The 2,417-nt window shown below is 72.7% G+C and carries 1 protein-coding gene and 1 pseudogene; both read left to right on the top strand.

Annotated features, from left to right (window positions below):
- Nucleotides 1–630, top strand: a pseudogene (locus Q6969_RS14985) (hypothetical protein); the annotation flags it as partial.
- 130 nt (nt 631–760) lie between these two features.
- The gene (locus Q6969_RS14980) at nt 761–2,203 is read left to right on the top strand and encodes an amino acid permease (RefSeq protein ID WP_317231157.1); all 1,443 of its coding nucleotides are present in this window, start codon (nt 761–763) and stop codon (nt 2,201–2,203) included.
- The last annotated feature ends 214 nt before the right edge of the window (nt 2,204–2,417 follow it).

Genomic DNA, 2,417 nt, shown 5'->3' with positions numbered 1-2,417 from the left:
TTCCTCGCGGCGCTCCTCGGCCTCGCCGTCGTGAACGGCGTCGGCGTCGTCGCCGTCGCCTCGGTGGCCGGGCGCGTGGGCGCGGGCCCGGCGCGGGTCCGGGCCGTGCCCGCCCTCCTCGTCCTCTCGGCCACCGCCGTGCTCGTGTCGCGCGGCCTCGGCCTCGCGCCGCCCATCGTCATCGGCCAGGTCCTCGGCCTCGTCGCCGACGACCGCGACGACCGCTCCCGGGCCCGCCTCGCCCTCGTGCAGTCCGGGGCGCTGGCGACGCTGGGACTCGCGGCGTGGGTCGCCTACGGGTTCGTCCCCGCCCGCGGCGGCATCTGGGCGCAGTCCGCCAACGAGCTGCTCAGCACGATGACCCTCGCCGCGCTCAGCTCGGCGGCCCTGGCGCTCGCCCCGGTGTCGCTCGTGCTCGGCCGGTCGCTCCTCCTCCGCTCGCTGCCCCTGTGGGCCGTGACGAGCGTCGCCGTCCTCACGCTGGCGTTCGCCGCGGTCGCGACGACGGCGTCGGGGGTGCAGGCCGGGGTCTGGATCACGGCGCTCGTCGTCGCCGCGGCCTTCGCGGCGCTGAGCGTCGCCGTGTGGCTCTGGATCCGCGTCGTCGAGCCCTCCCTGCAGCGCCCGTAGCTCCCCCTCCCCGTCCTGGCCGGCGGCCGGACCGCACCTGGTGCGGATCCCGCGCCGGGTCCACACTGGGGGCGTCGCCGGCGCCGGCGGCCTCGACGCGGCCCGCGGGCCCCGACGGCAGGAGTCCTCCATGAGCACATCGAGCGCGAGCCTCTGGTCGGCGCTGACACGGCGGAAGCCCGTGGACGCCATCGAGGACGAGCCGGGCACGCAGGGCTCGGAGGGCGGCCTGACCCGCTCCCTCGGTCTCTGGCAGCTCACCGCGATCGGCGTGGGCGGCATCATCGGCACGGGCATCTTCACGCTCGCCGGCACGGTCGCCAACCAGACCGCGGGCCCCGCCGTCCTCATCTCGTTCCTCATCGCCGGCATCGCCAGCGCGGCCGCGGCGCTCTCCTACGCGGAGTTCGCGGGCATGATCCCCAAGGCCGGATCCGCGTACACCTACGGCTACGCGGCCCTCGGCGAGATCGTGGGTTGGTTCATCGGCTGGGACCTGCTGCTCGAGTACACGGCCATCGTGGGCGTGGTCGCCATCGGGGTGTCCGGGTACGCGGGCTTCCTGCTCGACCAGCTCGGCATCGACCTGCCCGCCTGGATGCTGGGAGCAGCGGGCACGGGCGACGGCCACGTGGTCGACCTCTTCGCCGTGGTCCTCTGCCTCGGCACCGCCTTCGTGCTCACGCGCGGCATGAAGAGCGTCGGCCGCTTCGAGCTCTACCTCGTGGGCCTGAAGGTGGCGCTCGTGCTCGTCATCGTCGTGATCGGCTTCACGCAGATCACCGGCGCCAACTACCAGCCGTACTTCCCCTTCGGCGCGGCCGGCGTGTTCACCGGCGCCGCGACGGTGTTCTTCGCGGTATTCGGCTACGACGCGATGAGCACCGCGGCCGAGGAGTCGAAGGACGCCACGAAGCACATGCCGAAGGCGATCCTCCTGTCGCTCGCCATCGCGATGGTGCTCTACGTGCTCGCGACCATCGTCCTCACCGGGATGCAGCGCTACAGCGACATCAACCCGGAGAGCGGCTTCGCCACGGCCTTCGAGTCGGTGGGCCTCCCCGCCGTGGCGAACGTCGTCGCCGTCGGCGCGATCGTGAGCGTCGTCACGGTGATGCTCACGTTCATGCTCGGCGCCTCGCGCGTGTGGTTCTCCATGAGCCGCGACGGCCTGCTGCCCGCGTGGTTCGCCGTGACGGACCGGAAGCGCAACGTGCCCACCCGCGTGACCTGGATCATCGGCATCGGCTCGGCGCTGTTCGCGGGCTTCCTGCCCATCACCGTGGTGGCCGAGCTCACCAACATCGGGATCCTGCTGGCGTTCGTGGTGGTCTGCGCCGCGGTCATCGTGCTGCGCTACAAGCGCCCCGAGATCCCGCGCGCGTTCCGCCTGCCGCTCATGCCCGTCGTGCCGATCGTCGGGATCGGCTTCTCGCTGTGGCTGGTGTCGTCGCTGCCGTGGGAGACCTGGGTGCGCTTCGGGGTGTGGCTGGTCATCGGCCTCGTGATCTACCTGGCGTACTCGCGCCGGAACTCGGTGCTCGCGGCCGACAGCCCGCGGAACCGCCGGTAGCACCGCGGACGCGCGACCTCCGCGGCACCTCCGCGCGACGGGCGCGCACCGCCCGGACGACGACAGGGGCGCCGCCCACCTGAGGAGGTGGGCGGCGCCCCTGTGGCGATCGTGCCTGCGGGCTAGTTGGCCGCGCTGGTGTTGATGCCGCCGTTGACGCCGTTGGGGTAGAACCCGCCCTTCGTCACGGCCTTGTTGTTCAGGTACACGATGT

Origin of the sequence: Clavibacter sp. MX14-G9D, assembly GCF_032917815.1 — a bacterium.
Classification (GTDB): domain Bacteria; phylum Actinomycetota; class Actinomycetes; order Actinomycetales; family Microbacteriaceae; genus Clavibacter; species Clavibacter michiganensis_K.
Note: the sequence above shows the minus strand (reverse complement) of the source record. Positions and strands in the feature narration are given on the sequence as shown.